Source organism: Streptomyces sp. NBC_01775 (assembly GCF_035917675.1).
GTDB lineage: Bacteria > Actinomycetota > Actinomycetes > Streptomycetales > Streptomycetaceae > Streptomyces.
Window position 1 is genome coordinate 8228301 of sequence record NZ_CP109104.1, and the last position, 25417, is coordinate 8253717.

The 25417-nt window shown below is 71.3% G+C and carries 24 protein-coding genes; 16 read left to right on the forward strand and 8 right to left on the reverse strand.

The features are described 5' to 3' along the window. Positions 1-9 precede the first annotated feature (9 nt). Complete coding sequence (locus OHB04_RS36310; RefSeq protein WP_326691885.1) at positions 10-414, reverse strand: hypothetical protein; 405 nt, start codon at positions 412-414, stop codon at positions 10-12. Positions 415-750: 336 nt separating this feature from the next. Here OHB04_RS36310 and OHB04_RS36315 point away from each other — a divergent pair, with 336 nt between their 5' ends. Together OHB04_RS36315 and OHB04_RS36320 are read left to right on the forward strand one after the other, a co-directional pair. Next, a complete protein-coding gene (locus OHB04_RS36315; RefSeq protein ID WP_326691886.1) occupies positions 751-1065 on the forward strand; it encodes a DUF2795 domain-containing protein in 315 nt (104 codons plus the stop codon). Positions 1066-1244: 179 nt separating this feature from the next. Continuing rightward, entirely contained in the window at positions 1245-1751 is a 507-nt protein-coding gene (locus tag OHB04_RS36320; protein ID WP_326691887.1) for a hypothetical protein, read from the forward strand. 103 nt (positions 1752-1854) lie between these two features. Here the strand turns inward: OHB04_RS36320 and OHB04_RS36325 are convergent, their stop codons facing one another. From OHB04_RS36325 to OHB04_RS36340, 4 genes are all read right to left on the reverse strand, one after another. Beyond that, positions 1855-2334, reverse strand: a complete 480-nt coding sequence (locus tag OHB04_RS36325; RefSeq protein ID WP_326691888.1) for a macro domain-containing protein — start codon at positions 2332-2334, stop codon at positions 1855-1857. A gap of 74 nt (positions 2335-2408) precedes the next feature. Next, on the reverse strand, positions 2409-3764 hold the full coding sequence (locus OHB04_RS36330) for a class-II fumarase/aspartase family protein (protein ID WP_326809124.1): 1356 nt from the start codon (positions 3762-3764) through the stop codon (positions 2409-2411). Between the two features lie 45 nt (positions 3765-3809). Next, positions 3810-5237 carry a cation:dicarboxylate symporter family transporter gene (locus tag OHB04_RS36335; RefSeq protein WP_326691890.1) on the reverse strand — a complete coding sequence of 476 codons (1428 nt, stop codon included), beginning with the start codon at positions 5235-5237 and terminating at the stop codon, positions 3810-3812. A gap of 113 nt (positions 5238-5350) precedes the next feature. Continuing rightward, positions 5351-6076, reverse strand: coding sequence for a GntR family transcriptional regulator (locus OHB04_RS36340; RefSeq protein ID WP_326809125.1), 726 nt, complete (start codon positions 6074-6076; stop codon positions 5351-5353). A gap of 203 nt (positions 6077-6279) precedes the next feature. On the opposite strand from OHB04_RS36340, the gene argC reads away from it, so the two are divergent. The 6 genes from argC (at position 6280) to OHB04_RS36370 (ending at position 12783) form a co-directional block, all read left to right on the forward strand. Continuing rightward, positions 6280-7308 (forward strand): N-acetyl-gamma-glutamyl-phosphate reductase, encoded by a 1029-nt coding sequence (argC, locus tag OHB04_RS36345; RefSeq protein ID WP_326691892.1) that lies wholly within the window; start codon positions 6280-6282, stop codon positions 7306-7308. A gap of 103 nt (positions 7309-7411) precedes the next feature. Beyond that, positions 7412-8572 (forward strand): bifunctional glutamate N-acetyltransferase/amino-acid acetyltransferase ArgJ, encoded by a 1161-nt coding sequence (gene argJ, locus OHB04_RS36350; RefSeq protein ID WP_326809126.1) that lies wholly within the window; start codon positions 7412-7414, stop codon positions 8570-8572. Further along, positions 8569-9516, forward strand: coding sequence for an acetylglutamate kinase (argB, locus tag OHB04_RS36355; RefSeq protein ID WP_326691894.1), 948 nt, complete (start codon positions 8569-8571; stop codon positions 9514-9516). Before argJ ends, argB begins: the two co-directional genes overlap by 4 nt. Continuing rightward, positions 9513-10709, forward strand: a complete 1197-nt coding sequence (locus tag OHB04_RS36360) for an acetylornithine transaminase (RefSeq protein WP_326809127.1) — start codon at positions 9513-9515, stop codon at positions 10707-10709. The genes argB and OHB04_RS36360 overlap by 4 nt, the downstream gene beginning before the upstream one ends. Before the next feature lie 20 nt (positions 10710-10729). After that, entirely contained in the window at positions 10730-11257 is a 528-nt protein-coding gene (locus OHB04_RS36365; protein WP_326691896.1) for an arginine repressor, read from the forward strand. A gap of 341 nt (positions 11258-11598) precedes the next feature. Further along, positions 11599-12783 carry a PQQ-dependent sugar dehydrogenase gene (locus tag OHB04_RS36370; protein ID WP_326809128.1) on the forward strand — a complete coding sequence of 395 codons (1185 nt, stop codon included), beginning with the start codon at positions 11599-11601 and terminating at the stop codon, positions 12781-12783. A gap of 176 nt (positions 12784-12959) precedes the next feature. Here OHB04_RS36370 and OHB04_RS36375 read toward each other — a convergent pair whose 3' ends face one another. After that, on the reverse strand, positions 12960-13940 hold the full coding sequence (locus tag OHB04_RS36375; RefSeq protein WP_326809129.1) for a bile acid:sodium symporter family protein: 981 nt from the start codon (positions 13938-13940) through the stop codon (positions 12960-12962). 75 nt (positions 13941-14015) lie between these two features. Next, on the reverse strand, positions 14016-14924 hold the full coding sequence (locus tag OHB04_RS36380; RefSeq protein WP_326809130.1) for an SCO6745 family protein: 909 nt from the start codon (positions 14922-14924) through the stop codon (positions 14016-14018). Positions 14925-14996: 72 nt separating this feature from the next. Between OHB04_RS36380 and OHB04_RS36385 the strand changes: the two genes are divergently transcribed. From OHB04_RS36385 to OHB04_RS36415, 7 genes are all read left to right on the forward strand, one after another. Next, a complete protein-coding gene (locus OHB04_RS36385; protein WP_326691900.1) occupies positions 14997-15377 on the forward strand; it encodes a DUF488 domain-containing protein in 381 nt (126 codons plus the stop codon). Positions 15378-15497: 120 nt separating this feature from the next. Then, positions 15498-16691 (forward strand): argininosuccinate synthase, encoded by a 1194-nt coding sequence (locus tag OHB04_RS36390; RefSeq protein ID WP_326691901.1) that lies wholly within the window; start codon positions 15498-15500, stop codon positions 16689-16691. Between the two features lie 117 nt (positions 16692-16808). Continuing rightward, the gene (gene argH, locus OHB04_RS36395; RefSeq protein WP_326691902.1) at positions 16809-18245 is read left to right on the forward strand and encodes an argininosuccinate lyase; all 1437 of its coding nucleotides are present in this window, start codon (positions 16809-16811) and stop codon (positions 18243-18245) included. A gap of 123 nt (positions 18246-18368) precedes the next feature. Then, positions 18369-19340, forward strand: coding sequence for an aldo/keto reductase (locus OHB04_RS36400; protein WP_326691903.1), 972 nt, complete (start codon positions 18369-18371; stop codon positions 19338-19340). Between the two features lie 100 nt (positions 19341-19440). Then, a complete protein-coding gene (locus OHB04_RS36405; protein ID WP_326809131.1) occupies positions 19441-20514 on the forward strand; it encodes an alpha/beta fold hydrolase in 1074 nt (357 codons plus the stop codon). A 139-nt stretch (positions 20515-20653) separates the two neighbouring features. After that, entirely contained in the window at positions 20654-21205 is a 552-nt protein-coding gene (locus tag OHB04_RS36410; protein WP_326809132.1) for a TetR/AcrR family transcriptional regulator, read from the forward strand. Continuing rightward, positions 21202-22758, forward strand: coding sequence for an MFS transporter (locus tag OHB04_RS36415; protein WP_326691906.1), 1557 nt, complete (start codon positions 21202-21204; stop codon positions 22756-22758). The genes OHB04_RS36410 and OHB04_RS36415 overlap by 4 nt, the downstream gene beginning before the upstream one ends. 354 nt (positions 22759-23112) lie before the next feature. Here the strand turns inward: OHB04_RS36415 and OHB04_RS36420 are convergent, their stop codons facing one another. After that, on the reverse strand, positions 23113-24582 hold the full coding sequence (locus tag OHB04_RS36420; protein ID WP_326809133.1) for an MFS transporter: 1470 nt from the start codon (positions 24580-24582) through the stop codon (positions 23113-23115). Between the two features lie 146 nt (positions 24583-24728). Here OHB04_RS36420 and OHB04_RS36425 point away from each other — a divergent pair, with 146 nt between their 5' ends. Continuing rightward, positions 24729-25292: a TetR/AcrR family transcriptional regulator gene (locus OHB04_RS36425; protein ID WP_326691908.1), complete on the forward strand. Its 564-nt coding sequence runs from the start codon at positions 24729-24731 to the stop codon at positions 25290-25292. Positions 25293-25417 lie beyond the last annotated feature (125 nt).

The window sequence follows — 25417 nt, forward strand, 5'->3', positions numbered from 1 at the left end:
TGCTCCAGATCAAGCTTTCGGGGCCGGCCTGTGCGGCGGGTGCCCGGCCCGGACGAAGTCGGCGTACTCGTCCTGCACCACCCCCGCGTTGACCCAGCGCTCCCGCACGGCCCCGGTGCGGTCCTCGGCGGCGCCGAGCGCCGCGAGGGGGTCATCGGCCGTGACGACGAGGCGGCCGAAGTCCTCCTCCTCGTCCTCCGGGTGGAGCGGCGGGAACGCGTACAGGTCCACGAAGCTCTCGTGGGCCACGTCCTCGGCCGTGTGGAGGAAGACTTCGTACCGTCCGCCCGCCGGTCTGACTTCCACGTAGCGGATCCCGGACCGGCCCGCCGCGGAGACCGGGCCGAGGAACTGCTCCACGCGACGGCCCCGTCGCAGGGCGCCGAGGGCGAAGGGCTCTGCCAAATAGCGCATGCGCGCAGGGTAGAGCCCGGCACCGACAGCGCTCTGCCGCCCGGGATCAGGGGCGGCGGCCCCGCAACCGGGTCACCCGCGTACGGCGCGTAACGAAGCACGGGGCCCGCATCTCGGGGCATCTCGGGGCGTCCCGCAGTGTCTGGGGCGGCCAGGCGGCCAGGCGGCCAGGCGGCCAGGCGGTCCGGGCGTCCCCCGGTCGGGCGCGGTGGCGCGCGCATGCGGCTCGCGCGGGTGGCGCGCATGCTGGAAACGGATGTGACGCCGGAAGTGTCGTCGGCCGGATACGGGCGCGCGGCGCCCGCGACCGGGCCGCGAGAAAGGCAGCGATGAGACATGGCAGCCCACACCACCGTCAAAGAAGTGCTGGCCGCCCTCGACGATGTCGATTTCCCGGCGGACAAGGACGAGTTGCTGCGAGCGGCGTCCGGAGCCTCGCATGAGGTCTGTGCCGCGCTGCGGGGCATCCCGCCGGAGGAGTACGCGAACCGGGAGGAGGTGGCCCGTTCCGTACGCGTCGACCCCGACTCGGACCTCGACCTGAGCCCCGCCCAGCGCGCCGAGCAGGCGCGGCAAGGCGGCCGTCCCGGCCAGTCCCAGCACCTGCGTGAGGCCCCCAAGCCTCCGGTGGAGGACGAACTCGACCGCTAGGGAGTGTCTTCAAAGTAGCGTCGTCGGCCCGCCGGGCAGACGGGACTTCGAAGATACGACCTAGGGCACCCGGGTCCGGCCGCGCACGATGTCCGGGCACCCGGGGCCGGCCAGGCCGGGGCGTCCGGCCGGCCGCACGGCTCACGCACACTCGCACCCGCAGCGGAGGAGGCCCCGTCATGGTGCGCAAGAAGGTGGAAGGCGACGAGGACCAGCGGCGCAGGGCGGCGCACAAGGCGCACCGCGACGAGGAGTCGCCCAGCGTCCGGCACGCGACCACGGGGGCTTCGAAGCAGCGTGCCCACCGCAGCGCCGGCGACAGCTCCCGGCAGGACGAGGAGACCCCTGTCCAGCGGCAGGGCAAACAGGGCCACAGCGCGGAAGCCCCCGACGCGGCTCCTCCGAGCGCTGCCAGGCCCGCGCGGCCCGAAAGCCCGTTCCAGGGGCGCGGGCATCCCGACTACTCGGCGGAGCACGAACAGGTCTTCGCCGCGCTGGTCACGGCCGAGCAGCGCAACGGAGGACAGCCCGTCCTCCTCGCGGACATCGCCCGCTCCGCGGACCGCTCCGAGGAAGAGACCCGCGTCCTCGTGCACGACCTGGTGGCCGTCCACCACCTCGTCACCGAGCTCCAGGGCTCCGACCCGGTCGAGGACCCCCGCTACGAGACCAAGCTCCGGCTCTGAGCCCGTCGGCCCTGACCCGTCGGCTCCGATCCGGCGATCCTGCGCCCGTCGGCCCTGCGGCCGAAGCGCTCACCACGCGGCGGCCGGCCATCGAGGCGCTACGTCAGGCCGCTGTCTCGTACACCGTGGCGGCCACCCCGCCTCGTATCAGCCGGTCCTCGATCAGCGGGCGGATGAGTTCCCAGCGCCCGCCGGCCAGACCGCAGCCGATCTTCGGCATGTGCACGGAAGCCCCGAGCCGCCGTGCTTCGGCAGCCACGGAGCCAAGGGCCGTACCGATGGCCTCGTAGCGCACCGGCACCCCCTTGCTCCCCGTCCGGATGCCGCGCTGACCGATCATGTTGGCCACCCAGACATAGCGTTCGACCTGCACGAACTGGACGGCGCCCAGGCCGAAGTCGTTCCCCGCCCGCTCGCGGTGCCAGCGCCGGTAAGCGGCTTCGGGCTCCGGCCAGCGGCGTGATACGGCGAGCACGAAGCCCTTGCCCCAGCCGCCCAGATCGTTGCAGACATGCGCGATGATCTTGACCCCTTTGCCCCGCGGCGAAGTCGCGTCTCCCCGTACGAGCTCCAGTTCCACCATGCACGCACCGTAGCCCCGGCCACTGACAGCGCCGCGGCCGGCGAAGGACGGCAGCCGGTCGAGCACCTTGCCTTTCAGCGGCCCCGGTCCTGCCGGACGACGCTGTGGGTCATGGCCTGGGCACTGCCGAGGTAGCGTGCCGGGTCGCACAGGTGGCTGATGCGGTCGGGGCCTATCTGCTCGACGAGGGTGGGCTGGGCGAGGAGTTGGGATTCGAGGGTGGTGCCGCTTTCGATGGCGGTGCGGCAGGCGTCGTAGATGAGTTCGTGGGCGTGCTGGCGGCCTACGACGGGGGCGATGTCCATCATGACGGCTTCGGCGACGATGAGCCCGCCGGTGATGTGGGTGTTCCGCCGCATGGTGTCGGTGTGCACCTCCAGGCCGGACAGCATGAACTCCGCTTGGTGCAGTGAGCTGGAGAGCAGCAGGAAGGCTTCGGGGACGGCGGCCCATTCCAGGTGCCAGGGCCCCGTGGCGCGTTCGAAGTCCTGCATCATGGCGTCGAGCATGGTGGAGGACTTCTCACGGAGGAGCTTGGCGGCGGCGAACATCAGCTCGCTGGAGATGGGGTTGCGCTTCTGCGGCATGGTGGAGCTGGCGCCCCGCCCGGGGACGAAGGGTTCGGCGAGTTCCCCGAATTCGGAGGAGCACATCATCATGATGTCCCAGGCGATCTTGCCGAGTGAGCCGCCGACGGCGGCGAACAGGGAAACCAGTTCCACGAGACCGTCGCGGGCCACGTGCCAGGTGATCTCCGGGTCGCGCAGGCCGAGTTCGGCGGCGAGGGCGGCGCGGGTCCGCAGGCCCTCGGGGCCGCTGCCGAGGGAGGCGAGGGTCCCGGCGGCGCCGCCGAACTGGACCATCAGGGCTCGTTCCCGGGCCTGCTGGAGTCGTTGGGCGTGGCGGTCGAGGGCGGAGAGCCAGACGGCGCACCGGTAGCCGAAGGTGACCGGCAGGGCGTGCTGGAGGTGGGTGCGGCCCGCGGCGACCGTGTCGGTGTGCTCGTGCGCGAGGTCTGCCAACGTGTGGCGTACGCGGTCGAGTTGCCCCTGGAGATGGTGGATGCCCTGACGGCACTGGAGCATGACGGCGGTGTCCATGATGTCCTGCGTGGTGGCGCCCCAGTGGAGATACCCGCCCGCCTCGCCGCACTGCTCGGCGGCTTGCGTCACGATCGGAAGGACGGGGTACCCGACGATCTCCGTCTCGTTGCGGAGCCGTTCGAGGTCCAGGCCCGCGAAGTCGACCCGCTTGGTGATCTCTTCGGCCGCTTCGGCCGGTACGACGCCTGTCCTGGCCTGTGCGCGGGCGAGGGCGGTCTCGGTGTCGAGGATGCGTTGCACGTAGGCGGTGTCGCTGAAGATGTCCCGCATCTCGGGGGTGCCGAACATGTCGCGGAACAGCAGGGAGTCGAAGACGGTCGTACTCATGTTCTCTCTCTTGTCGGTCTTGTCGGTCTTGTGTCCGGTGACAGGTCAGCGGTGTGCCTGAGCGGTGTTGCGGTGGGGGTCGGCGTCGTCGGAGGACGGCCTGCCGGTGCTTTCCTCGTCGTCGGTGCGGGAGGTGCTCGGTGCCTGCGGCTCTTCCGCTTCCAGCCGGGCGAGAAACGCCTTGGGGTCGGCGAGGGCTCGCTGGACCTTCTCGGTGTCCATCTCCTTGCACCACTTGGCCAGCACCAGCGTGGCGACGACGTTGCCGAAGGTGTTGCACGCGGCGACGGCCATGGACATGAAGCGGTAGACGCCGAAGAGGACGGCGGCGCCTTCGACGGGCAGATATCCGGTCGCGGTGACGGTGGAGGTGAAGACCACGAAGGTGCCGCCGGAGACCGTGGCGGCCCCCTTGGAGGTGAGCAGCATGATCAGCAGCAGGCCGAGCTGCTGGGAGAGGCTCATGGGCACGCCGTAGGCGTTGGCCACGAACAGCGTGCACATCGCCATGTAGAGGGAGGTGCCGTCGAGGTTGAACGCGTAGCCGGTCGGTACGACCAGCCCGACCGTCTGCTTGGAGCACCCCATCCCGGTGAGCTTCTTCAGCAGTCCGGGCAAGGCGGCCTCGGAGGAGGCGGTGCCCACCACCAGTGTCATCTCGACGCGGACGAACTGAAGGATGCGCCAGATGTTGAATCCGGCGATCAGGCAGACCAGACCGAGGATTCCGGAGACGAAGACGGCGACGACCAGCCAGTACTGGAGGACGAGTTGCCCCAGGGCCAGAAGCACGGCGCCGCCGTTGGTTCCCACCGAGTAGGCGATGGCGCCGAACGCACCCAGGGGGGCCAGCTTCATGATGATGTTCACGAACCCGAAGAAGGCCTCGGATATGACCTCCAGCCCTGAGTTGATCTTCTCCCGCATATAGGGCTTGAGGCCCAGCAGGCCGGCGCCGAACAGGACGGCGAGTACGACGACTTGGAGAAGCTGTCCCGAGGAGAAGGCGCCGATGAAATTGTCGGGAACGATGCCCTTGATGAAGGCGGCCACCCCGTGCTCGCCGCCCTCCCCCGCGGGCGCGTCCCCGCCGGAGCTCTTCAGGCCTCCGGCGCCCTTCCCGACTCCGAAGACGTTCGCCGCGACCAGGCCCAGCAGCAACGCGAGAGTGGATACGACCTCGAAGTAGATCAGTGCCATCAGGCCGATGCGGCTGGCCTTCTTCAGGTCTCCGGCCGAGGCGATGCCCATCACGACGGTGAAGAACACCAGAGGCGCGACGCCGGCCTTGACCAGGGCGAGGAACAGGTCCCCGACGATCTTCAGCTGGGCTGCCGCCCCGGGGAAGGCGAACCCCACCGCTATGCCGAGCACCATCGCGATGACGACCTGCGTGCCGATCCCCTTGTACCAGCGCTTCCGCGCCGGTGGAGGAGGCGGCGACGCGTCCAGCAGCTGTTCCTGCGACTTCATGCGTAGTCATCCTTGTCTAGACACATGTTGTGTCTAGACAAGGTTCCTGGTGGAAACACACCTGTCAAGAGGTGTTCACGGAGTGACCGGGGGCGACGCCGCCGCGGTCGAGGTCAGCGGCGCTCCAGCACCGTCTCGTAGACGAAGCGGTCGCCCGCGTGAGTACTGACGGTCACCTCGAACAGGGCGCCCGAGGTGTCGTAGTAGCGCCGGACGAACTCCAGCCCGAGGCTCCCGGGCGCCGCACCGAGAAGCTGTGCGCCTTCCTCGGGTACCGCTACCGCGCGTACCTGCTGCACGACGCGCTCCACGGTTCGTCCGGTGCGCGCTTCGATGAGGTCGGAGATCAGGCGCGTGCTGTTGCCCAGGTCGGCGGCGATGACCTGGGCATCCTGTGGCTCCAGGTAGACCTTCGCCCACGAGACGGCTTCATCGGGGTGTGCCGGGTCCCGCCGGACGGAGGTGACGCACGTGCGGGTGGCCCCCTCGGGCAGCCCCGTGGCGACGGCAAGTGGCTGCCCCACCGTCACGGAAACCACGGACAGGATCTCCCGTACGGCGTCCTTCCCGTACTGGGTGAGCTCTTCGACGCTGCCGAGCTTCGCGGCGAACTCGTTGACCGGGGTCACGCGTTCCAGCCGGGTGCCGGTGCCCTTCCGGCGCGAGATCAACCCTGCCCGCTCCAGGCGCTTCAAGGCGCGGCGGAGCGTCTCCCGGGAGACGGAGTATTCGGCAGCGAGATCCGGCTCGGGAGGCAGCAGATCTCCCACGGCCCACCGGCCCCGGACGAACCTGGACGCGAGGTCGTCAGCGATCGCCACGTACCGCGGCTCCCCCACGCCCCACTCCTCGTCGCACGCCTGACCGGACCCCAGATCATAGCCGCAAGGCGGCTGAGTCATGGCTGCCGGTGCTGCCCGGCGCGCACCCGCCGTGCCGGACGCGACTCGAGCGCCCGGTCGCGGGCCCGAGGGGCGGCGATCATCCCCATTGCATAAAACTGCCACGATACGTATAGTCATGCCATCGAGGAGGAGGTCCGATGGCAGTGCGTGTGGCAGTGGCGGGAGCGAGCGGATACGCGGGGGGCGAGGTGCTGCGCCTGCTCGCCGGGCATCCCGGGGCCGAGGTCGGGGCGCTGACCGGGAACTCCAACGCGGGGCAGCGCATCGGCGCACTCCAGCCCCAGCTCACCCCGTATGCGGACCGCGTGCTGGAGGAGACGACGGCCGAGGTGCTGCGCGGCCACGACGTGGTCTTCCTCGCCCTCCCGCACGGGCAGTCCGCCGCCGTCGCCGAGCAGCTCGGAGACGGGGTCCTCGTCGTGGACTGCGGCGCCGACTTCCGGCTCGCGGACGCCGCCGACTGGGAGCGCTTCTACGGCACCCCGCACGCCGGCACCTGGCCCTACGGGCTGCCCGAGCTGCCCGGTGCGCGGGAGGCGCTGCGCGGTGCGCGCCGTATCGCCGTCCCCGGCTGCTTCCCCACGGCCGTCTCGCTCGCGCTCGTCCCCGCCTACGCCGCGGGCCTGGCCGCCCCCGAGGCCGTCGTCGTCGCCGCGACCGGCACCTCCGGTGCCGGCAAGGCACTCAAACCGCACTTGCTGGGCAGCGAGGTCATGGGCTCGATGAGCCCGTACGGCGTCGGCGGCACGCACCGGCACACGCCCGAGATGATCCAGAACCTCTCCGCGGCGGCCGGGCAGCGCGTCAGCGTCTCCTTCACGCCCACCCTCGCCCCGATGCCGCGCGGCATCCTCGCCACCTGCTCGGCCAAGGCGGCCCCCGGCACCACGGGCGAGGCGCTGCGGGCCGTGTACGAGAAGGCGTACCAGGACGAGCCGTTCGTCCACCTGCTCTCCGAGGGCCAGTGGCCCGCGACCGCCTCCGTGCAGGGCTCCAACGCGCTGCACCTCCAGGTCGCCCACGACACCGACGCGGACCGGATCATCGTCATCAGCGCCGTCGACAACCTCACCAAGGGCACCGCGGGCGGCGCCGTCCAGAGCATGAACATCGCCCTCGGACTCGACGAGGGGCTGGGCCTGCCCTCGGTCGGGGTCGCGCCGTGACCGCCATGACCGCCGCGAGCGCCGCACGCGCCGTCCGGCGGTCCGCACAGACAGCAGCCGCGCCGTCCAGCCACGCGGGCGCAGAAGCGAACGGAGAACAGCAGTGAGCGTCACAGCGGCCAAGGGGTTCACGGCGGCCGGGATCGCCGCGGGCATCAAGGACAGCGGGGGAGCGGACCTGGCGCTCGTCGTCAACGAGGGACCCAGCCGGGCCGCGGCGGGTGTCTTTACCTCGAACCGCGTCAAGGCGGCCCCGGTCCTGTGGTCCGAGCAGGTACTCAAGGGCGGCAGCGTCTCCGCCGTCGTGCTCAACTCCGGCGGCGCCAACGCCTGTACGGGTGCGCCCGGCTTCCAGGACACCCACGCGACGGCCGAGAAGGCCGCCGAGGTCCTCGGCGGCGGGCACAGCGCGGGCGAGATCGCCGTGGCCTCCACCGGACTGATCGGGCTGCGGCTGCCGATGGACAAGCTGCTGCCAGGGATCGGGACGGCAGCGGCAGCGCTCTCCCCACACGGTGGCGAGAAGGCCGCCCTGGCGATCAAGACCACCGACACCGTCCACAAGACCGCCGTCGTGGAGAGCCCGGCCGGCTGGACCGTCGGCGGCATGGCCAAGGGCGCCGGTATGCTCGCGCCGGGGCTGGCCACCATGCTCGTCGTCCTCACCACCGACGCCGACCTGGCCGCGGCTGAGCTGGACGCCGCGCTGCGTGCCGCGAGCCGCACCACCTTCGACCGGATCGACTCCGACGGCTGCATGTCCACCAACGACACCGTGCTGCTCCTGGCCTCCGGCGCGAGCGAAGTGCGCCCGGAGCAGGCCGAGTTCGCGGAGGCCGTGCGCGCCGTGTGCGACGACCTGGGGCAGCAGCTCATCAGGGACGCCGAGGGAGCCTCCAAGGACATCCGGATCGACGTCGTGGGCGCCGCCAGCGAGGAGGAGGCCGTGCTGGTCGGCCGCACGATCGCCCGCAACAACCTCCTCAAGTGCGCCGTGCACGGCGAGGACCCCAACTGGGGCCGGGTGCTCTCCGCGATCGGCACCACGGACGCCGTCTTCGAGCCCGACAAGCTGAACGTCGCCATCAACGGCGTCCAGGTCTGCAAGGGCGGCTCCGTCGGCGAGGACCGCGACAAGGTCGACATGCGCTACCGCGAGGTCCGCATCACGGCGGACCTCGCGGCGGGGAATGCCGCAGCGACGATCTGGACCAACGACCTGACCGCCGACTACGTCCACGAGAACAGCGCCTACTCCTCATGAGCAGCCAACAGCCCAGCACCCGCAAGCACACCGCGCTCCCCAAGGCCCGCACGCTCATCGAGGCGCTGCCCTGGCTCACCCGGCACCACGGCAAGACCGTCGTCATCAAGTTCGGCGGAAACGCGATGGTCGACGAGGAGCTGAAGGCCGCCTTCGCGCAGGACGTCGTCTTCCTGCGGCACGCCGGCCTGCGCCCCGTCGTCGTGCACGGCGGCGGACCGCAGATCAGCGCGCAGCTGGATCGGCTGGGGCTGGAGTCGGAGTTCCGCGCCGGGCTGCGGGTGACCACCCCCGAGACCATGGACGTCGTCCGCATGGTGCTGGCCGGGCAGGTCCAGCGCGAGCTGGTCAACCTCCTCAATCAGCACGGCCCGCTCGCCGTCGGCATGACCGGCGAGGACGCGCACATCATGGCCGCCACCCAGCACTACGCCGACGTGGACGGCGAGCGCGTCGACATCGGCCGGGTCGGGGACATCCACGCCGTGGACACCGGGGCGATCGAGGCGCTGCTGGACGACGGCCGGATCCCGGTCATCTCCTCCATCGCGCGCAGCGCCGACGGTGCCGAAGGCGAGACCGGCGTCTACAACGTCAACGCGGACACGGCCGCCGCCGCGCTCGCCGCGGCGCTCGACGCCGAGACGCTGATGGTGCTGACCGACGTCGAGGGCCTGTACGAGGACTGGCCGAACAGCGACGAGGTCATCAGCCGGCTGACGGCGGGCGAGCTGGAGAAGCTGCTGCCCGACCTGGCCAGCGGCATGGTCCCCAAGATGGAGGGCTGCCTGCACGCCGTACGCAACGGCGTGCACACCGCGCGCGTGCTGGACGGCCGCGTGCCCCACTCCATCCTGCTGGAGATCTTCACCGATGAAGGCATCGGGACGATGGTCGTGCCCGACCCTGTCCCCGACCCCCGGAAGGCGGAGGGCCCCGAATGAGCCTCACCCACGACAACTCCTCCCTCACCGGCCGGTGGCAGGGCGCCTTGATGGACAACTACGGCACCCCGCGCATCCCCCTCACCCACGGTGAGGGCACCCGGCTGTGGGACGCCGAGGGCAAGCAGTACACCGACTTCGTGGGCGGCATCGCCGTCAACGCGCTCGGCACGGCGCACCCCGCCGTCGTCCGCGCCGTCTCCGACCAGGTCGCCACCCTCGGCCATGTCTCCAACCTGTTCATCGCCGAGCCGCCCGTCGCGCTGGCCGAGCAGCTGCTGGAGCTGGCCGGGCGGCCGGGCAGGGTCTACTTCGCCAACTCCGGCGCCGAGGCCGTCGAGGCCGTCTTCAAGATCGGCCGGCGCACCGGACGTCCCCACATGGTCGCCACCGAGGGCGGCTTCCACGGGCGCACCATGGGCGCCCTCGCGCTGACCGGACAGCCGGGCAAGCAGTACCCGTTCCTGCCGCTCCCCGGCGAGGTCACCCACATCCCCTACGGCGACGTGGAGGCCCTGCGTGCCGCCGTCACCGAGGAGACGGCGTTCGTCCTGCTGGAGCCGATCCAGGGGGAGAGCGGTGTCATCGTCCCGCCCGAGGGCTACCTCGCGGCGGCCCGTGAGATCACCTCCGCCACCGGCACCCTGCTCGTCGTGGACGAGATCCAGACGGGTATCGGCAGGACGGGCCACTGGTTCGCCTGCCAGGCCCAGGGCGTCGAGCCGGATGTCATCACGCTCGCCAAGGGCCTGGGCGGCGGGCTGCCGCTGGGTGCCACTCTTGCCTTCGGCCCGGCCGCCGAGCTGCTGACCCCCGGTCAGCACGGCTCCACCTTCGGCGGCAACCCGGTCGCCTGCGCGGCGGGGCTGGCCGTCCTGGAGACGATCGCGGCCGACGGGCTGCTCGACCACGTCAAGCGCGTCGGCGCCCAGCTGCGCGAGGGGATCCTCGGCCTCGGGCACCCGATGGTCGGTCAGGTCCGTGGCGCGGGACTGCTGCTGGGTATCGTGCTCACCGAGCCGGTGGCGCCGCACGCGCAGCAGACGGCTCAGGACGCGGGATTCCTGGTGAACGCTGTCGCTCCGGACGTGCTACGGCTCGCCCCGCCGCTCATCCTCGGCGAGGAGGAGGCGGCAGCGCTCGTCCAGGCGCTGCCCGCTGTCCTCGACGCGGCAGCGGGAAGACAGCGATGAGCCGAAGGGGTACGCGCACGATGACCGAGGAGCAGCACAACGGGCAGGCCGTTCCGCAGACCAGGATGGCCAGACACCGCCGGATCGTCGACATCCTGAGCAGGCAGCCGGTCCGCTCCCAGAGCCAGCTCGCCAAGCTCCTGGCCGACGACGGGCTCACGGTCACCCAGGCGACCCTCTCGCGCGACCTCGACGAGCTGGGCGCGGTCAAGATCCGCAACACCGGGGGCGAGCTGATCTACGCGGTCCCCGCCGAGGGCGGGGACCCCACCCCCAAGGCGCCCCTGGGCGAGTCGGCCAGCGAGGCCCGCATGGCCCGGCTCGCGGGTGAACTCCTCATCTCCGCCGAGGCGTCGGCCAACCTCGTCGTGCTGCGTACCCCGCCGGGCGCCGCCCAGTTCCTGGCCTCCGCCATCGACCAGGCGGGCGTCCACGAGATCATCGGCACCATCGCGGGCGACGACACGCTCCTGCTCATCAGCCGGGCCCCCGACGGCGGCCAGGCCCTCGCCGACCACCTGCTGGGCCTCGCGCAGAAGGAGCGCTGAGGCAGCGGACCCCCGGGCCGGCCGCAGCCGGGGGCTCAGCCGCCGAGGTGACGGGGCCCGGTAGGCGCGGGTCTTGGCCCCGACGGCGCCCCCGGCGGGCAGCTTGCCGGCGGCCCCCGTCTTCGGCGACAGCGGGATGCTCAAACCCTCTGAACCGCCGGCGTCGCGTGCGGGGTTCCTCCGAGCCAGGGGCTTCCTCTGGTAGGTACGCACCATTACTCTCCCCCGTAGCCAGCAGCACACCCCCCACCCAGGTTGCTCACTGGCACGGGCAGCACCTGTTCTCCTACGGCCCACAGCAGCCGGGTGACGAATTGACCGCCGCCCCCAGGAGGATCTCGGTGAAAGTTCGCACAGGCTCGGCCATCCTCGGCACCTTCGCCCTGCTCGCCACGCTGACGTTATCCACGGCCTCGGCCCAGGAGCCCTCGGGGACCCCGGGGCCGTCGGCGTCCTCGGAAAGAGCCGCACCCCGGCAGGCCGACGTCGCGCTGACGAAGGTGACCGGCGACGCCGAGATGCCGACCGCCGCGGCGGCAGGCCCCGGCAAGACGCTCTGGATCGCCGAACGGCCCGGCAGGATACGGGTCCTGGACAAGCAGGGACTGGGCGCGCCCGTCCTCGACATCTCCGACGAGACCACCATCGACGGCGAGCGCGGGCTCCTCGGCCTCGCGTTCGACCCCGCCTTCGAGCACCTCTACATCGCGTTCACCGACCTCGAAGGCACCAGCACCATCGACGAGTTCGCCGTCAAGGACGGCAAGCTCCAGCCCGACACCCGCCGTACCGTCCTCACCCAGGAACAGCCCTACTCCAACCACAACGGCGGCGACCTCGCCTTCGGCCCCGACGGCCTGCTCTACATCGGCTTCGGCGACGGCGGCAGCGGCGGCGACCCGCACGGCAACGGGCAAAACCTCGGCACGCTCCTGGGCAAGATGCTGCGCATCGACCCACGCGGTGGCACCGCCGAGAAGCCGTACACCATCCCCGAGGACAACCCCTTCGTGGGCCAGAGCGGCGCGCGCGGCGAGATCTGGTCGTACGGGCTGCGCAACCCCTGGCGGTTCTCCTTCGACGCGGCCAGTGGCGACCTGCTGATCGGTGACGTCGGCCAGAGCCTGCGTGAGGAGATCGACCGGGCCTCGGCCGACAGCAAGGGCGGCGAGAACTACGGCTGGTCCAGCATGGAGGGCTCGCTGCCCTACGGCGACAACACCGAGGAGCCGGCCAACCACGTGCGGCCCGTCTTCGAGTACGACCACGACCCGCAGCGCTGCTCGGTCACCGGCGGATACGTCTACCGGGGCGAGGCGATACCGGATCTGCGCGGAAAGTACCTGTTCAGCGACTACTGCGAGGGCGCCATCCGGGCCCTGACGATGGAGAACGGCACGGTCACCGACGAGACCGACCTGGGGGTCGACGGCGGCGAGGTCGTCTCCTTCGCCCAGGACAGCGACCGCGAGGTGTACGTGCTGGCGCTCGACGGCAGCGTCTACCGCCTGGACCCGGCCGCGTAGGCCCTCCGCCCCGGGCCGCGTAGATGGCCCGGCCCGGGCCGCGTGGATCGCCGGTCCCCGGGGCGCCCGTCATCAGCCCCGGGGGCTCGCGATCCCGCGCCCTTCCGGCTCGCTCCGGGAGGGCGCGGCCGGCCGTGCCCCGGCGCCGGAGCGGCGCGCGGTGCCGCTCCGTCCGGTCAGCGGCTCTTGCGCGAGAGCCAGGCCGCCGCCAGGGCCCCCGAGACGTTGTGCCAGACCGAGAAGACGGCGGCGGGCAGCGCGGCCAGCGGGCTGAAGTGGGCGGTGGCCAGCGAGGCCGCCAGGCCCGAGTTCTGCATCCCGACCTCGAAGGCCATGGCCCGGCTGGCGGGCTCGCCCAGCCGGGCGAGGCGCCCGGCGCCGTACCCCAGGGCGAGGCCCAGGCCGTTGTGCAGGACGACCGCCAGCAGCACGATCGCGGCGGCCGACTTGATGGCATCCGCGCTGCCGGCCACCACCACGGCGACGATCACCGCGATCGTCAGCGCCGAGAGCCAGGGCAGCACCGGCAGCGCCCGCTTCACCAGCCGCGAGGCCACCAGCCGCACCAGCAGTCCGGCGATCACGGGCAGCAGCACCGTCTTGAGGATGTCGGTCACCATCGAGCCCGCGTCCACCGGCAGGTACTCGCCCGCGAGCAGCAGCGTCAGCGGCGGCGTCACCAGCGGCGCCACCACCGTGGAGACGGTGGCAACGGACACGGACAGCGCCACATCGCCGCGCGCCAGATAGGTCACCACGTTCGAGGCGGTGCCGCTGGGGGCGCAGCCGACGAGGATCACACCGGCTGCCAGCTGCGGCGACAGGTCCAGCGCGTGCGCGATCAGCCAGCCCAGCCCCGGCATGAATATGTAGTGCGCCACCAGCCCGAGCGCCACCGCCCACGGCCGCTTCGCGACGCCCTTGAAGTCCTGCGGCGTCATCGTCACGCCCATGCAGAACATCACCACACCGAGGAGGTACGGAACCGCCTCGCTGCTGCCGGAGAAGGTCCCCGGGCTCACCAGGCCGACCACCCCCGCGAGGAGGACGAGCACGGGGAAGAGGGTCACCGCGCGGCGGGCACCCCGCTGTTCGGCGGCGGCACTCGGGTCGGGCTCGGTGCCGGTGTCGGGCTCTTCGGTTCGTTCGCTTCGCACCGTGTGAGATAACGCCCTGTTGGTGCGTACACGCAAGACCGTCTCGCCATGTGACCTGCGTCCCGGCCCCGTGACTTACCCCCGCGGCCCCGTGACCTGCCCCCGTGGACCGGGATCCTTCACCGTCAGGATGCCCAGCGTCGATTGCGAGGGCAGCAGTCCGGACTCCAGGACGGCCTGGAAGACCGGGCGGTTCAGCTCGGCCAGCAGGGCGCAGCCGTCCTCGCCGAGCGCGCGGTAGGGCGCCGCGGCCAGCTCGTCGGTCATGCGCTCGACCTCGTCGCGCAGCTCCCGGCCGGGCCCGGTGGCCCGCCCCGCCGTGTCCACCAGGCCCCGCTCCGCCAGCCGCGCACGGGCCGCCTCCCAGTCCTGGGCGCTCCAGCCGCGCGAGGCGAAGTTCTCCACCGGGGCCGCGTCGATCGCGGCGAAGGAGACCAGCGCCTCGCAGCCGTCCAGGCCGGCCGCGAGCAGTGCGGCCACATGGCCGTCACCGCGGTGTTCGCGCAACACGTTCGCGGCCTGCCACAGCACCATGTGCGGCTCGTCCGGCCACGGAAGCGCCGCGTTCGCCGCCGCCAGCGGACGACCCGCGAGTGCCGCGGCCTCGGCCGCCGTACGGGCCAGGTCCGCCGCCCGGGCGAGGCGGGGATCGCCGGTCAGCTCGCCGAGCATGGCGCGCAGCGTCGCGTCCACGCCCCTGGCGCGTGCCTCCAGCACGGTGGCGGGCGACGCGGTCCGCCAGGCGGCGGGCACGTGTGCCGCGACCATGCCGGGGCTGAAGCTGTAGAAGGTGGCGGTGACCAGCTCCGGTGTCGCGGGCCCGAGCGGGGCGGCACGAAGTGCGAAGTAGGTGGGCCAGCGCTCGCTCGTGTCGTAGCCGAGCGCCTCCGTCTCCCGGGCGACCTCGGGGGAGAAGTACACAGGGGCGTAGACGGGTTCGAGCTGGTGCCACATCTGCCGGGCGAGACTCGGAAAGTCGGTCATGGGCGACAAGCTACCGAGTAATGTGAACAGCGTCAACATGCATGAACGAGGCTCCGCGCGCACGCTGAATTCATGACCGCTCACAAGAAGTTGACCGTCCGGATCCGCCGCGTCTACGAGGACCCCGAACCGGAAGAGGACGGCGTCCGCGTTCTCGTCGACCGCGTCTGGCCGCGCGGCGAGTCCAAGGAGCGCGCGGCCCTGGACGCCTGGGAGAAGGGTGTCGCGCCCAGTACCGAGCTGCGCAAGTGGTACGGGCACGACCCGGAGCGCTTCGAGGGCTTCGTCGACCGCTACCGTGCCGAGCTGGAGACCGACGAGGGGGAGCGGGCGCTGGGTGATCTGCTCTCCCATGCTCCCCGTGGTGGCACCCTCACGCTGCTGACAGCCACGAAGGACCTCTCGCTCTCCCATGCGCGGGTCCTGGAGGAGGAGCTGCGGAAACGGGTCTGAGGGGGCCGGGCGGGGATGAGGCCGGCCTCGGGGCCGCGACGGAGGCCGGGCGTGCATTGACGAAACATACGGTGGAGTGCATACTTATGCCTGTCAGTGCATGCATGTGAGGAGAAGCCCGTGACCGAGCGCGTCGTACTCGCCTACTCAGGCGGTCTGGACACCTCCGTCTGCATCGGCTGGATCGCCGAGGAGACCGGTGCCGAGGTCGTCGCCGTCGCCGTCGATGTCGGACAGGGCGGCGAGGACCTGGACGTCATCCGCAAGCGCGCGCTGGCCTGCGGCGCGGTCGAGGCCGAGGTCGCGGACGCCAGGGACGAGTTCGCCGACGAGTACTGCCTCCCGGCGATCAAGGCCAACGCGCTCTACATGGACCGCTATCCGCTGGTCTCCGCGCTCTCCCGGCCCACCATCGTCAAGCACCTGGTGGCCGCCGCCCGGAAGCACGGCGCCGGCACCGTGGCGCACGGCTGCACCGGCAAGGGCAACGACCAGGTGCGGTTCGAGGCCGGAATCTCCTCCCTCGCCCCCGACCTCAAGTGCATCGCCCCCGTACGCGACTACGCCATGACGCGGGACAAGGCCATCGCCTTCTGCGAGGAGAAGGGCCTCCCGATCGCGACGACCAAGAAGTCGCCCTACTCGATCGACCAGAACGTCTTCGGAAGGGCCGTCGAGACCGGCTTCCTGGAGGACATCTGGAACGGCCCGGTCGAGGACGTCTACGACTACACCGCCGACCCCGCCACCCCGCGCGAGGCCGACGAGGTCGTCATCACCTTCGACAAGGGCGTCCCCGTCGCCCTCGACGGCAAGCCCGTCAGCGTGCTCCAGGCCATCCAGCAGCTCAACGAGCGGGCCGGGGCCCAGGGCGTAGGCCGGATCGACATGGTCGAGGACCGGCTCGTGGGCATCAAGTCCCGGGAGATCTACGAGTCCCCGGGCGGCATCGCACTGATCACAGCCCACCAGGAGCTGGAGAACGTCACCGTCGAGCGTGAGCTGGCCCGCTACAAGCGGCAGGTGGAGCAGCGCTGGAGCGAGCTGGTCTACGACGGCCTGTGGTTCTCCCCCCTCAAGCGCGCCCTCGACGGCTTCATCGACGAGGCCAACCAGCACGTGAGCGGCGACATCCGCATGACGCTGCACGGCGGCCGGGCGGTGGTGACCGGGCGGCGGTCCGAGCAGTCGCTGTACGACTTCAACCTGGCGACGTACGACACGGGTGACACGTTCGACCAGTCGATGTCCAAGGGCTTCATCGACATCTTCGGCCTCTCGTCCAAGATGGCCGCCAAGCGCGACCAGTCGTAGCCGGCCATCCCACCCCCGGTCCTCAACCTCCCCCGGCCGAAGACCGGGGGAGACTGAGGAGTTCCGGGAAGGGCCGGGGCAGGGGCACTCTCACCACCACAGGAACAGGCGCGAACAGTGAGCAACAACGACAACAGCGGCAGCGACCTCCGGCTCTGGGGCGGCAGGTTCGCAGACGGCCCCAGCGAGGCGCTGGAGAAGCTCTCCGCCTCGGTCCACTTCGACTGGCGCCTCGCCCCGTACGACATCGCCGGCTCACGCGCCCACGCGCGCGTGCTCCACAAGGCGGGCCTTCTCGCGGAGGATGAGCTGCGGCGCATGCTGGAAGGGCTCGACCAGCTCGAACGAGACGTCACCGACGGCTCGTTCGTGGGCACCGTCGCCGACGAGGACGTGCACACGGCGCTGGAGCGGGGTCTCCTGGAGCGCCTCGGCGCCGAGCTGGGCGGCAAGCTGCGCGCCGGCCGCTCCCGCAACGACCAGGTCGCCACGCTCTTCCGGATGTACCTGCGCGACCACGCGCGCGTTCTCGGCGGCCTTCTCGCCGACCTCCAGGGCGCCCTGGTGGGCCTCGCGGAGGCGCACCCCGAGGTGGCCATGCCGGGCCGCACCCACCTCCAGCACGCCCAGCCCGTGCTGTTCGCGCACCATGTGCTGGCCCACGCCCAGGCGCTGTCCAGGGACGCGGAGCGGCTGCGCCAGTGGGACGCGCGGACGGCGGTCTCGCCGTACGGCTCGGGCGCGCTCGCCGGCTCCTCGCTGGGGCTCGACCCGGAGGCGGTCGCCGCCGACCTCGGCTTCGAGCACGGCAGCTCGGCCAACTCCATCGACGGCACGGCCTCGCGCGACTTCGTCGCGGAGTTCGCCTTCGTGACCGCGATGATCGGCGTCGACGTCTCGAAGATCGCGGAGGAGATCATCCTGTGGAACACGAAGGAGTTCTCCTTCGTGACCCTCCACGACGCGTTCTCCACCGGCTCCTCGATCATGCCGCAGAAGAAGAACCCCGACATCGCGGAGCTGGCGCGCGGCAAGTCGGGCCGGCTGATCGGCAACCTGACCGGCCTGATGGCCACCCTCAAGGCGCTGCCGCTCGCCTACAACCGCGACCTCCAGGAGGACAAGGAGCCGGTCTTCGACTCCATCGACCAGCTGGAGATCCTGCTGCCCGCCTTCACCGGCATGATGGCCACGCTCACGGTGCACGGCGACCGGATGGGCGAACTGGCGCCCGCGGGCTTCTCGCTGGCGACCGACATCGCCGAGTGGCTGGTCAAGCGGGGCGTTCCCTTCCGTGTCGCCCACGAGGTCGCGGGCGAGTGCGTGAAGGTGTGCGAGCACGAGGGCATCGAGCTGGACCAGCTCACCGACGAGCAGTTCGCCGCGATCTCCCCCCATCTGAGCCCGCAGGTGCGCACCGTGCTCAACGTCCCCGGCGCGCTCGCGGCCCGCGACGGGCGGGGCGGCACAGCGCCGTCGGCCGTCGCCGCGCAGCTGGCCGACTTCCGCGCCGACCTGGACCTCCAGCGCGGCTGGGCCGACGCCAAGCGCTGAGTCCGCGCCCCCGGCGCACCGCGGTCCGCACGGACACACGGGCCCCCGCACCGGTGTGCGGGGGCCCGCGCACGTGCCGGGTACGGTGGTGCGGCCAACCGAGCCGCCAGCCGGGAGATGCCGATGCCCCTGACCCGCCTCGCCTCGGCGACGACGCCGACCGCCCACCTCGGGCTGGGCCTCGCCGCCGTCGGCCGCCCCGCGTACCTCACCCTCGGCCGGGACGCCGAGCTGCCGGGCGACCGCAGCCCCGAAGCGCTGCGCGCCCGCACCCACGAACTCCTCGACGCCGCCTACGCCCAGGGCGTGCGCTACCTGGACGCGGCCCGCTCCTACGGCCGCGCCGAGGAGTTCCTCGCGAGCTGGCTCGCCGAGCACCCGGAGATCCAGGACGTGGTGGTCGGCAGCAAGTGGGGCTACACCTACGTGGGGGAGTGGCGCACCGAGGCCGACGTCCACGAGGTCAAGGACCACGGGCTCGCGGCCTACGAGCGGCAGCTGGCCGAGACCCGCGAACTGCTGGGGGAGCGGCTGGATCTGTACCAGATCCACTCCCTCACACCGCAGAGCCCCGCGCTGAGCGACACGGCGCTCCACGAGCGGCTGGCCGAGCTGGCGGCCGAGGGCGTCACCATCGGCTTCAGCACCAGCGGTCCCGCGCAGGCCGACGCGATCCGCGCCGCGCTGTCCGTCACCGTCGCCGGCGAGCCCCTCTTCCGTACCGTCCAGAGCACCTACAACCTCCTGGAGACCTCGGCCGGCGGCGCGCTTGCCGAGGCGCACGACGCGGGGCTGACCGTGATCGTCAAGGAGGGCATGGCGAACGGCAGGCTCGCGGGACAGCGGGCGCCCGGCCCGCTGCGCGAGGTGGCCGACGCGACGGGTACGACGCCCGACGCGGTCGCCCTGGCCGCCGCGTTGCGCATGCCGTGGGCCGGCGTCGTACTCTCGGGCGCCGCGACCGCCGGTGAGCTGCACTCCAATCTGCTGGGCGCGGCGGCCGACCTGGACGAGTCCCAACTCGCGCTGCTGGCGGGCCTCGTGGAGGAGCCGACGGCCTACTGGCAGTACCGCTCCGAGCTGCCCTGGCACTGAAGTACACCCGGAAACCCCAGGTCATGCGCTTCTTGTGAGCATGACACCCCGGTTTCCGGGCAGGTCCCCTGTCGCACTTTGACAACCGGGAGACCAAGAAATGAAAAAGGCATCGACAGCCGCAGTGGCGTTCACCCTCTCCGTGGCCGCGGTCGCGGGCGCCGTCGGGTTCACCGCGGGAGCATCCAACGCGGAGGCACGGAAGAGGCCGGAACCCGTCGTCCAGAACGAGTTCGACCCCCTCGGCCCGCCGATGCACCAGATCAAGCACGCGGGCCGCACCGTGCACTACAGCGACACCGGCGAGAAGCACGGTGACCCGGTCGTCTTCATGGGCGGCACCGGCACAACGGCGCGCGCCGCGGGCATGACGGAGTTCCTGCGCACCACCCGGGAGAAGCTGGGGCAGCGCGTCATATCGGTCGAGCGCAACGGCTTCGGCGACACCGAGTTCGACGACTCGCTCGGCTTCAAGGACTACACCTCCGACGTCAAGGCCGTGCTGGACGAGCTGGGTGTGCGCAAGGCGTCGGTCATCGCGATCTCCGGCGGCGGCCCCTACGCCGCGCACTTCGCCGCCGCGGCCCCCGGGCGGATCTCCTCCCTCCACCTGGCGGCGGCGCTCCCGCCGTACGGCGCGAAGGCCGACTACTGCGGCAAGAGCGACGAAGAGCTGAAGGAGTACTTCGGCGAGCAGATCCGCGACCCGCGCAAGTGGTGGGGCTACCCCGCCGACAGTCCGATGCACAAGATCCCCGGCTTCACCGACACGGCCGAGGAGGACGGCGCACGCTCGTACTACCTGCGCGGCCAGAAGGGTGACCCCGCGGCGCAGGTCCACGAGCAGAAGCTGTACTGCGAGCGGCCCGGCCCCGACATGTCGCGGCTGAAGGCGCCGGTGTACGTCTACACCGGCCTCAAGGACACCGCCGTGCCGCCCGCCACCCAGGCCCGCTGGAGCGAGGCGCTGCCCCAGAAGCCGGTCACCCGTAAGTACGACGACAGCGGCCACGACGTGCAGTACCGCCACTGGGACCAGATCCTGCTCGACATGGCCGGATACGCCGACCGCACCCCGGTGTGCACGGGGAAGAGGACCCGGGTCCTGCCCGAGGACGAGGCAGCCCGTGCCCTCAAGCGCGGAGCCACGTTGGGCAGTTGCGCCTGGCGCTGACACCCGGCCCGCGAGGAGAGCCCCGAGATACCAGCGAGCTTTGAGGGCACCAGCGCCCCGCCGTTGCCACCGTGCACGGCGGGGCGCTTTCTGCGTCTCATGTGCGACATCACTGTCTCAAGTGGTCTAATCTTGTCGCATGAATCTGGACAAGGAAGAGCTGCTGAGCACAGCGGCGGAAGTGCTGACCCGGCGGCCCACCTCGTCCATGGACGACATCGCCAAGGCCGCGCGGATCAGCCGCGCCACGCTGCACCGGCACTTCGCCGGCCGCGACGCGCTGATACGCGCGCTCGAACAGCTGGGCCACCGCCGCCTGGAAGCGGCGCTGGACGCGGCCCGGACCGACGAGGGGGACGCCGCCGACGCGGTACGCCGCGTCATCGCCGAGGCCGAACCCCTCGCCGGGTTCCTCGGCTTCCTCGTCACCGAGAACCAGCTGTTCGAGCCGGGAGAGCAGCACGAGGGCTGGACGAGGATCGACGAGCGCATCAGCGCCCTCTTCCGGCGCGGCCAGGCCGAGGGAACCTTCCGCATCGACCTGACCCCCGCCTGGCTGACGGAGGTGCTCTACGCGCTGATCACCGCGTCCGCCTGGGCTGTCCAGGACGGCAGGGTCGCGGCCCGCGACTCCGCCTACATGACCGCTGAGCTGCTGCTCGGCGGCGCACGACGGAGCATGGAGAGATGAGCAGCAAGATCGCCGGGCCCGGCCCCGGCCCCCGGGCCACCGAGCCCCACCCCTCCCGGCTGCGCTGGGTCGCGCTCGGGGTCCTGGTGCTGGCCGTGCTGCTGGTGGGCATCGACGTCACCGTCCTCGGCCTGGCGGCGCCCTTCCTCAGCGAGGACCTGCGCCCTTCCGGCACGCAGCTCCTGTGGATCGGCGACGTCTACTCCTTCGTCATCGCCGGACTCCTGGTTTCCATGGGCAGCCTGGGCGACCGCATCGGCCGCAAGAAGCTGCTGCTGACGGGCTCGGTGGCGTTCGGCGGCATCTCGGTGCTCACCGCCTACGCGAGCAGCGCGGAGACGATGATCCTGTGGCGTGCCCTGATGGGCGTGGCGGGCGCCACCTTGATGCCCGCCACCCTCGCGCTGATCCGCAACATTTTCCCCGACCCGCGCGAGCGCAGCCTCGCCGTCGGCATCTGGGGAGCCATGACGGCCGCGGGCACGGCCGTAGGGCCTGTCGTAGGAGGGTTCCTGCTGGAGCACTACTGGTGGGGCTCGGTCTTCCTGATCAACCTGCCCGTCATGGCCGTCCTCGTCCTGGTCGGCATCAAGCTGCTGCCCGAGTCGAAGAACCCGGCCCCCGGCCCCTGGGACCTGCCGAGCGTGGGCCTGTCCATGATCGGCATCATCGCCGTCGTCTACGCCGTCAAGGAGGCGGCGGCCTACGGCATCCGCTGGGACATCGCGGTGGGCGCCGTGGTGGGACTGGCCGCCCTGACCGCCTTCGTACGGCGCCAACTGCGGCTGCCCCACCCGCTCCTGGACATGCGGCTGTTCAAGAACCGGGGCTTCACCGGCGCCGTCCTCGCCGACCTGCTGACCATCCTGGGGCTGTCGGGGCTGGTCTTCTTCCTGTCCCAGTTCCTCCAGATGGTGCAATCCCGTACCCCCTTCGAGGCGGGGCTGGCCGAGCTGCCGGCGGCGATCGGCTCGGTGGCGGCGGGCCTGCTCGCGGGGTCCGTCGCACGGCGCACGTCGGTGCGCGGGGCCGTCTCGGGAGGGCTGGCGGCGGTGGGCCTGGCGCTGGGTGCCTGCCTGTGGCTCCAGGCGGACACCGGCTACCTCCTGCTGGGCAGCGTGCTCCTGGTCGTCGGCCTCGGCGCCGGGCTCGCCTTCACCGTGACGGCGGACGTCCTCCTCTCCAGTGTTCCCAAGGAACAGGCCGGCGCCGCCTCCGCCGTCTCCGAGACGGCCTACGAGCTGGGAGCCGCGCTCGGCATCGCGCTGCTGGGGTCCGTCGTCACAGGCGTCTACCGCTCCTTCGCCACCCCGCCCGGCGTCCCGGAGGCAGCCGCCGAGGAGGCCCGGCACTCGCTGGGGGAGGCCGTGAGGAGCGCGCACTCCGTGCCCGGAGCGGCGGGCGAACGGCTGCTGGTCACCGCGCAGGACACCTTCACCGAGGGCCTGCGCTACGGAGCGGGCGTCGGCGCCGTCATCCTGCTCGCCGCCGCCGTATTGGCCTGGCGGCTGCTGCGCGGGCAGCGGCTGGGCGAGATTCCGGAGGAGGACTGAGGGCCGGCCCTCACTCCATCGTCTCCGCCGCGACGGCGCGTGACCGGCCTTGGGAACGGGGATGCCCTTGTCCTTCAGCGCGACGGCGAAGGTGAGCATGTTGTCGTCGGTCTCGGCCGCGTTCCTCGCCAGCCGCTTGAGCTCGTGCACGGGGAAGTTGACCGGCGTACCGGGCGCGGCCTCCTTGAACTGACGGGCCAGCGCGAGCGCCTTCTCCAGCTTCGGCCCCACCTTGACCCGGGTGCTGATCTGCTCCTTGAAGACCTTGTGGTACTCCGCCCGGTGGAGGGCTTCGAGCTGGCTCGCCAGCTGATCCCCCGGCGGGACGCCTCCCGGCCAGGCTCGGTGTCGCCGTCAACGGCTGTTCGCGGATGCCTCGTTCGAGGTGGTGACCGCACCTGGACCGGTGGAACGTCGCGGCGCCGCGGAGCCTTCCGCGGGCTTGGACCTCGCCAGCCACAGGCCGGTGAACACGGCGGTGGCCAAAGTGACGGTGCCGGCAGCGAGGAAGGCGCTGTTGAGGCCGGTCTCGAAGGAGGCGCCGCCGGATTGCCGGGTGCGGACGATGGCTCCGAGTACCGCCACGCCGAGCACCGCGCCGATCTGCCGGGTGGTGGTGCTGATGCCTGATGCGAGGCCGCCTTCCTGCGGGCTGACTGCTTGGATGGCGGCTCCCGTCAGTGGGGACATCGTCAGGGCGAAGCCGATGCCGACGACTCCCAGCCGCCACCACACGTTCCCGTAGCCGGTGTCGGCGTGCACCGTGCCGAGCGCCAGCAGTCCCAGGCCGGCCAGGGCCAGGCCGATGGTGATCACGATGCGGAAGCCGTACCGGGCGGCGAGCCGGCCCGCGTACGGGCTGACGATCACCATCGCGAGGGACAGCGGCAGGGTCTGGAGGCCGGCGCGCAGGACAGAGCTGCCCTGGACGTACACGAAGAACTGGGAGAAGAAGAACGACGAACCCATGAGCGCGAACCCCACCACGACCATGGCGGTGTTGGACACGGTGAACAGGCGCTGCCGGAACAGCCGCAGCGGCAGCATCGGAGCGCGGCGACGCGCTTCGACGGCGACGAAGGCGCCGAGGAGGATCACCGCGGCGGTGAAGCTGCCCAGGATCACCGGCGACGTCCAGCCGCGGGCACCACCCTCGATCAGCCCGTAGGTCAGCGCCCCCACCCCCAGAACGGACAGCACCGTCCCCGGGACATCGATCGCGGGGGCGCTCGGATTGCGGGTCTCTTCAAGGCTGCGCAGACCGACCAGCAGAAGGACCGCGCCGATGGGCAGATTGACCAGGAAGATGGCGGGCCAGCCGAAGGCATCCGTCAGCACGCCACCGGCCACGGGGCCTGCGGCCAGGCCGATTCCACTGAATCCGGCCCACAGCCCGATCGCCTTGACGCGTTCTTGCGGCACGGGGTAGGCGGCGGCGAGCAGGGCGAGCGAGGCAGGGGCCAGCGCCGCGGCCCCGATGCCCTGCAACATCCGGCCGGCGACCAGCCAGCCGAGCGAGGGCGCGAGAGCGCACAGCAGCGACGCGACGGTGAACACCGCAACGCCGGCCAGGTACACCCGCTTGCGGCCGAACCGGTCGGCGAAGACACCGCCGGACAGCAGCAGCATGGCGACCAGCAGTACGTACGCGTCGACGATCCATTGCAAACCGGTCAGCTGAGTGTGCAGCCGGTGCTGCATATCGGGCAGCGCCGCTCCAACAATCGTGTTGTCGAGCAGAACCATGAATTGGCCCAGGCAGGTCACCGTGAGCAGCACGGCCCGGTTCGGCCGACTGCCTACGGCCGCAGGAGATGCAGTCATGGGGATTCCTCTCAATCGTCAGTTGCGCCTCTCCACGGCCGACGTGGTCAGCCCCTGGGCGCGCTAAAGCAGCCGGTGACTGCGTTAGGGGACTGTAGGGAGGGTTACCTCGTAAACGCAAGTGACAACTGCGTTAAGGTGGGGGTGTGAACGAGCGACAGCGATCCCGGCGGCCCGGCGGGCGCAGCGCCCGCGTCGGCGCGGAGGTGCACCAGGCCGTCACCGGCCTGATCAACGAGCGCGGCTACGGCAACTTCACCGTCGGCCAGGTCGCAGCCCGCGCCGGCGTGGCCGACAGCAGCATCTACCGCCGGTGGGGCAGCCTGGAAGCCCTGCTCACCGACGTGGCGCTCACCTGCCTCAACGCGCAGTCGCCGATGCCCGACACCGGGAGCCTGGCCGGCGACCTGCGCACTTACGCGGCGCAAGTGGCCCGCGAGATCACCGGACCCGACGGCCTGTTGCTGGTGCGCCTGGCTGTCGCCCTGTCGAGCAACGGTCAGCAGGGCGTGCAGGCGCGTGATGCCCTCCGCGACGAACGCACCCGGCAACTGCAGTCCATGCTCGATCGCGCCCGCGAACGTGGCGAACACGCACCCGAAGCGTTCGGCGTGCTGGACCACATCCTGGCCCCGATGTACATCCGCGTCTTGTTCGGCATGGAGCTCACCCCGGACTACGTCGACGGGCTGGTCGACCGAATGCTGTGACCTCAACCCGGCCCCCGGGATCAGTCCTCGGACGTGGTGCCAGGGCTCCGCGGTGCCAGGGTTCCGTGAGGTGCTCCACTACGTGCCATCCCACCTCATCAGGCATCCGGCCCTCGGCTGGCTCA